Origin of the sequence: Saccharothrix hoggarensis, from assembly GCF_042678885.1 — a bacterium.
Classification (GTDB): Bacteria; Actinomycetota; Actinomycetes; order Mycobacteriales; family Pseudonocardiaceae; genus Actinosynnema; species Actinosynnema hoggarensis.
The window spans coordinates 1-5,193 of record NZ_JBHTLK010000333.1 but is presented as its reverse complement, the minus strand read 5'-3'; the positions used below and the strand labels follow the sequence as shown (position 1 = coordinate 5,193).

Below are 5,193 nucleotides of genomic sequence, written 5' to 3'. Positions count from 1 at the left end.
CGTTCGCGGCGACCGGCGCGATCGGCCTGCTCCTGCTCACCGGCACGCCGCTCGCACCGCTCGACGCGACGTCGTCGGCGGCGGACGAGGTCACCGCGGACTCCGAGGTGATCTGGGCGGCGCCCAAGCCGAGCGCCGCCGCGCCCGCCCCGAAGCAGGCGCCCGCGCCCAGCGCGCCCACGGCGTCGTCCGGCAGCAGCGCGGACAGCGGCGGCGGCCACCGAGGTGGCCTCCTCGCGTCCTTCTCGGCCCAGTCGAACCCGAAGCCGTCGGCCGCGTGGTCGGTCGAACGGCGGGACGACGGACGGTCCCCCGGCAGCATCCCCGGGCTGCCCAGCACGTCACCCGACTGAGGAAGACGGCACCCGTGTGCCTTCAGCACACGTGAACGCACCCGTCTGACCAGTCACTTCTCACACACCCCGCACTGAAGCGATCCACCGGTCACGCGATCGAGCGATCACCGAAGTCCGTGATCACACGACACCGCGACGTCGACCAGTGATCAGCACGACCACAGGCCCCCGTCCTGCCGACCGCGCCCTGGCAGGAACGGGTACAGGTCCCACCACCGCGCTGCCCCCGCGGCGGAGGGACCGAACGGGAACCTGCGGCAGGGGACGCCAATCCCTGGAGCGTCCCCGCCGCAGGTCCACGGACCACCGTCGGGTTCCGGCCATCGAGGGGCTGCGCCGGAACCCGACGGCGAGGCCGATCAGGCCACCGGCACCGCCACGTCGGACTCGCCGGTCAGCCCGACCCCGGAGACCGACGCGGCGACCAGCCCCAACCGCCGCACCGCGTCCCGCAGCACGTCGACCGGCTGCACGTAGGGAAGTCGCAACCACCGCTCGAACCCGCCGTGCGCGCCGAACCGCGATCCCGGCGCCAGGCGGATGCCGTGGTTCTGCGCGACGACCGCCACGCGGGTGCTCACCGGGGCGTCCAGCTCGCACCACACGCTGAGCCCGCCCGCCGGCCGGCGGAAGCGCCAGCCGGGGCAGTGCTCGCGCAGGCCGTCCATGAGCACGTCGCGCTGCACGGCGAGCTGCGCGCGCCGTTCCCGCAACGCCGGTTCCGGGTCGGCCAGCAGGTCCGCCAGCACCAGCTGGTCGACCACCGCGGACCCGAGGTCGAGCGCGGTGCGGGTGGACACCAGGCGGTGGACGACCTCGGTCGACGCGCGGATCCAGCCGATCCGCAGGCCGCCCCAGTGCGACTTGCTGGCCGACCCCAGCGTGACGACGAGGTCTTCGGCGAACGCGGCCATCGGCGGCGGGCCGTCCAGCGGGTCGCCGTCGAGGTCCAGTTCGGCGACGGTCTCGTCCACCACCAACGGGGTGCGCGCGCGGCGCGCGATGTCGGCCAGCTCGGCACGGCCCTCGGCGTCGAGCCGGTGCGCGGTCGGGTTGTGGAAGTCCACCACGACGTACGCCATGCGCGGCGCGGCCTGGCGCAGGGCGGCGGCGATGCCGGGCAGGTCCCAGCCGGTGTCGGTCATGGCCACCGGCACCGGGATCGCGGACACGGCCTTGATCGCGTCGAGCGCGTTGGGGTAGCTGGGCTGCTCGACCAGCACCCGGTCGCCGGGACCGGTCAGCAGGCGCAGGGTCAGCGCGAGCGCGTGCTGGGCGCCGCTGGTGACCACGATCTGGTCCGGTGACGTGGGCAGGCCGCGGGCCGCGTACCGGTCGGCGATGCGCCGCCGCAGCTCGGGCAGGCCGTGCTCGTAGTAGCCGTGGTCGGCGAGGTGCTCGGGCAGGTAGCGCCGGACGTTGTCGAACGCGGCCAGCACGCCGGGCAGCGCCGGGGGCGCGGCACGGGCGAAGTCGACCATGCTGTGGCCGACCAACGGCGTGTCCGGAACGGTCCCTAACATCCCCGTGGGCAGGCTGATCCACGACCCCGCGCCCCGCCGGCTCGCGACCAACCCCTCCGAGCGCAACTGGTCGAGCGCCGCCGTGATCATCGTGCGGCTCACCGGCAGCGCCTCGGCCATCTCGCGCTCGGAGGGCAGGCGGGTGCCGGCGGGCAGCCGACCGTCGAGCACGAGCAGCCGCACCGCCGCCGCGAGGTCGGCCGAGCCGTGACGTGCGCCACCGCGACGCCACTCACCCAGCAGTCGGGCCAGACGAAGGCCGGATATACGTCCACCTGGTGGGACGTCAGCGTTCATAAGGCCAATTATTGTGAATTGGCTCTGGAATACAAGGCCAATCAACGCTGAGGATGGCCACATGCTCGCCGCCCTCACCCAGGTTTCGGTCACCGTCTCGCCGCTCCGCCGCGTGCCCCAGCTGTTCGCGGGGCTGTGGCTCTACGGCGCGAGCATGGCGCTCCAGATCCGGGCGACCCTCGGCCTCGACCCGTGGGACGTGCTGCACGAGGGCCTGACCAAGATCACCGGACTGTCGTTCGGCACGATCACCGCCCTCGTCGGCGCGGTGGTCCTGCTGTGCTGGATCCCGTTGCGGCAGAAGCCGGGCGTGGGCACGGTGAGCAACGTCGTGGTGATCGGCGTCGCGGTGGACGTGAGCCTGTGGCTCCTGCCGACGCCGGACGGGATGGTGCCGCGCGTGCTGTTCCTGGTCGCCGGCATCGTGCTGAACGGCCTGGCAGCCGCCGTCTACATCGGGGCCCGCCTCGGCCCCGGCCCGCGCGACGGCCTCACGACCGGGTTCTGCGCGCGGACCGGGACCTCGTTGCGCCTGGTGCGCACGGTGGTCGAGGTGCTGGTGCTGGCGATCGGCTGGCTGCTCGGCGGCACGATCGGCGTGGGCACCGTCCTCTACGCCCTCGCGATCGGACCGCTCACCCAGGCGTTCCTCCCCCTGGTCACCTGGATGGACCGATCCGCTTCCTGACCTCGGTGTAGCTCACGCCGCGCGCCCCCAGGACCTCGGCCACCAGCCCTCCGTTCGACAGCAGCGCCAGCAGCAGGTGCTCCTGGCGGAGCGTGCGGTGGCCGAGGTCGCGGGCCTCGACGAGGCTCCGCTCCAGCACCCGCTTCGCCGCGGGCGTGAACGGCCGGTGGTTGCCGAAGAACCGCCGCCGGCGCCGTGGCGGCGCGACGGCCAGCGCGCCCTCGCCGTGCGACCGCTCGACCGACGCGACGATCTCGTCCACGTCGATGCCCAGCCCCCGCAGCGCCGCGGTGTCGGCGTCGCTCAGCCCGCCCTTGCGCCGGGCCGCGGTGAACGCCTCCACCACGTCGTCGCGGCCAAGCCGGAACTCCGCGAGCACCGGCGAGTCGAGCAGCGCGAGCGCCAGGTGCTCCGGGCCGATCTCCGGCGCGTCGAGCCGTTCCGCCTGCGTCACCGCCTCGTGGACGGTGCGGCGGGCGGACCTGGTGAACCGTTCCCCGATCATCGGTCTCCCCCGTGCTTCTTGTGGACGGCCTGCCGGGTGACACCCAGCTCGGCCGCGATCTCCTGCCAGGACCAGCCGCGGGCGCGGGCGTTGCGCACCTGGACCGCTTCGAGCGTTTCGAGCAGGCGGCGCAACGCGCTCACCGCTCGAAGCCCGACCCTGGGGTCCCGGTCACCCGCCGCCGAGGCCAGCTCGGTCGCTTCAGTCATGCCGTCAACTTTGGTTGACACCCGCCGGGTTGTCAACCCCGGTTGACACACTAGGCTCGACGTCGATGCCGGAGATCACCACCGCCGAACGCCCTGGACTCGGCCTCGACGGCCTGCCGCGCCCCACCGAGGACCGCGTCGTCCGACTCGCCAACGCCGTGGTGCTGCTGGACGGAGCCACGTCGCCGACCCCGCGCGTCCGTGACGGTGGCTGGCACTCGCGCCACCTCGCCGACGAGCTGGCCGCGTCCGGGAGGTTGACCGGCGACCTCGCCGACGTGCTGGCCGACGCGATCGACCGGTTGGCCCGCCGGCACGACCTGACGCCCGGCGACTCGCCGTCCAGCACGGTCGCGATCACGCGGTGGACCGACACCGCCGTGGACGTGCTGGTGCTCGGGGACAGCCCGGTCGTGGTGTTCACCGACGCCGGCGCCGAGGTGGTGACGGACACCCGCCTGCGCGACCTGCGGGGCAAGGTCGACCGGATCACCGACTGGCGCAACCGCGAGCACGGCTGGTGGGTGGCCGAGGCCGACCCCGCCGCCGCGCTCCGCGCCGTCCGGGCGAGTTGGCCGCGCGACCGGGTGCGGGCCGTGGTGATGGCGACGGACGGCGTGTCGTGCGGGGTGGACGAGTACGGGTTGTTCGCCGACTGGAAAGCCGTGTTGGACATCACTTCCCGGAAAGGCCCGGAAGCGGTGCTGGACGAGATCCGCGCGGCGGAAGTGGGTGACGTGGATCGCACGAAGTGGCGTCGGGCAAAAGTGCACGACGACCAGGCGTTGGCGGTCATCGGATTCGGCGGCGGTTGATCCGGCGCCGGTTGATTCGGCGCCGAAGGATCGGCGCCGGGATCACCGAGATTCGTGCGGGCAAAGAAAAAGCCCCTCGCGGGAGGCGAAGGGCTTTTCGAAGGCTGGTGGCCAGGGGCGGGGTCGAACCGCCGACCTACCGCTTTTCAGGCGGTCGCTCGTACCAACTGAGCTACCTGGCCAGGTAGCGGCTCGACCAACCGGCCGAACTGCCTTGCGACCCAGACGGGACTCGAACCCGCGACCTTCGCCGTGACAGGGCGACGCGCTAACCAACTGCGCCACTGGGCCTTGCTCGTACTGCTGCACAACGGTACTACGTGCCCCCAACGGGATTCGAACCCGCGCTACCGCCTTGAAAGGGCGGGGTCCTAGGCCGCTAGACGATGGGGACCCAGTTCCTCCGGTAGCCGTTGGGCCACCTTCTTCCCAGGCCCTCCACGCTGTCCGGTGGAAGCATCGTAAGCATAGGGCACAGGAGTGCACACCTCCAAAACGGGGGTGGCACAACGTGTTGACCTGCGATTCCACCCCCGTTGGGGACGGTTCACCCCGTCGTCGGGGCCGATGTCGGGGCCGACGGGGCCGCTGCGGGGTCCGCCGTCGGGACCACCGCGAGCAGCCGATCGGCGAACTCGGCGCGTTCCGCGTCGTCGAGGACGGCCAGCGCCTCGTCGAACCGCTCGTCGGTCAGCCGCTCCGCCTCGCGCCACCGCGCCGCCAGGTCCGGGCGGTCGGCGACGGACGCCAGCAGCGCCTCCGCCTCGTCCGGGCGCCAGCCCGTGCGCCGGAGCCGGCCG

Annotated in this window: 6 protein-coding genes, 3 tRNA genes and 1 pseudogene; 3 read left to right on the top strand and 7 right to left on the bottom strand. The window is 72.8% G+C overall.

The window, feature by feature from the left end:
- The coding region (locus ACFQ3T_RS33995) for a hypothetical protein (RefSeq protein WP_380729819.1) at positions 1–353 on the top strand (353 nt) is incomplete at its 5' end.
- 362 nt (positions 354–715) lie between these two features.
- Here the strand turns inward: ACFQ3T_RS33995 and yczR are convergent.
- Positions 716–2,176 (bottom strand): MocR-like transcription factor YczR, encoded by a 1,461-nt coding sequence (yczR, locus tag ACFQ3T_RS33990; protein ID WP_380729817.1) that lies wholly within the window; start codon positions 2,174–2,176, stop codon positions 716–718.
- 61 nt (positions 2,177–2,237) lie between these two features.
- On the opposite strand from yczR, the gene yczE reads away from it, so the two are divergent.
- The gene (gene yczE / locus ACFQ3T_RS33985) at positions 2,238–2,864 is read left to right on the top strand and encodes a membrane protein YczE (protein WP_380729814.1); all 627 of its coding nucleotides are present in this window, start codon (positions 2,238–2,240) and stop codon (positions 2,862–2,864) included.
- On the opposite strand, the gene ACFQ3T_RS33980 is transcribed toward yczE, so the two are convergent.
- Together ACFQ3T_RS33980 and ACFQ3T_RS33975 are read right to left on the bottom strand one after the other, a co-directional pair.
- The gene (locus ACFQ3T_RS33980; protein WP_380729812.1) at positions 2,836–3,369 is read right to left on the bottom strand and encodes a Clp protease N-terminal domain-containing protein; all 534 of its coding nucleotides are present in this window, start codon (positions 3,367–3,369) and stop codon (positions 2,836–2,838) included. The two genes, yczE and ACFQ3T_RS33980, sit on opposite strands and share 29 nt — an antisense overlap.
- Positions 3,366–3,578 (bottom strand): hypothetical protein, encoded by a 213-nt coding sequence (locus ACFQ3T_RS33975; protein WP_053722501.1) that lies wholly within the window; start codon positions 3,576–3,578, stop codon positions 3,366–3,368. Before ACFQ3T_RS33975 ends, ACFQ3T_RS33980 begins: the two co-directional genes overlap by 4 nt.
- Positions 3,579–3,643: 65 nt before the next feature.
- Between ACFQ3T_RS33975 and ACFQ3T_RS33970 the strand changes: the two genes are divergently transcribed.
- The gene (locus ACFQ3T_RS33970; protein ID WP_380729810.1) at positions 3,644–4,393 is read left to right on the top strand and encodes a protein phosphatase 2C domain-containing protein; all 750 of its coding nucleotides are present in this window, start codon (positions 3,644–3,646) and stop codon (positions 4,391–4,393) included.
- A gap of 105 nt (positions 4,394–4,498) precedes the next feature.
- Here the strand turns inward: ACFQ3T_RS33970 and ACFQ3T_RS33965 are convergent.
- The 4 genes and pseudogenes from ACFQ3T_RS33965 to ACFQ3T_RS33950 form a co-directional block, all read right to left on the bottom strand.
- Positions 4,499–4,575: transfer RNA gene (locus tag ACFQ3T_RS33965), tRNA-Phe, on the bottom strand.
- 35 nt (positions 4,576–4,610) lie between these two features.
- Positions 4,611–4,684, bottom strand: a tRNA-Asp gene (locus tag ACFQ3T_RS33960).
- A gap of 30 nt (positions 4,685–4,714) precedes the next feature.
- Positions 4,715–4,787 (bottom strand) — tRNA-Glu (locus ACFQ3T_RS33955).
- A 153-nt stretch (positions 4,788–4,940) separates the two neighbouring features.
- A pseudogene (locus ACFQ3T_RS33950) lies at positions 4,941–5,193 on the bottom strand (hypothetical protein); the annotation flags it as partial.

Excerpts from the sequence above, each read along its gene's own strand:
- yczE (WP_380729814.1), top strand. The coding sequence starts at position 2,238 with ATGCTCGCCGCCCTCACCCAGGTTTCGGTCACCGTCTCGCCGCTCCGC.
- ACFQ3T_RS33970 (WP_380729810.1), top strand. The coding sequence starts at position 3,644 with ATGCCGGAGATCACCACCGCCGAACGCCCTGGACTCGGCCTCGACGGC.
- yczR (WP_380729817.1), bottom strand. The coding sequence starts at position 2,176 with ATGAACGCTGACGTCCCACCAGGTGGACGTATATCCGGCCTTCGTCTG.
- ACFQ3T_RS33975 (WP_053722501.1), bottom strand. The coding sequence starts at position 3,578 with ATGACTGAAGCGACCGAGCTGGCCTCGGCGGCGGGTGACCGGGACCCC.
- ACFQ3T_RS33980 (WP_380729812.1), bottom strand. The coding sequence starts at position 3,369 with ATGATCGGGGAACGGTTCACCAGGTCCGCCCGCCGCACCGTCCACGAG.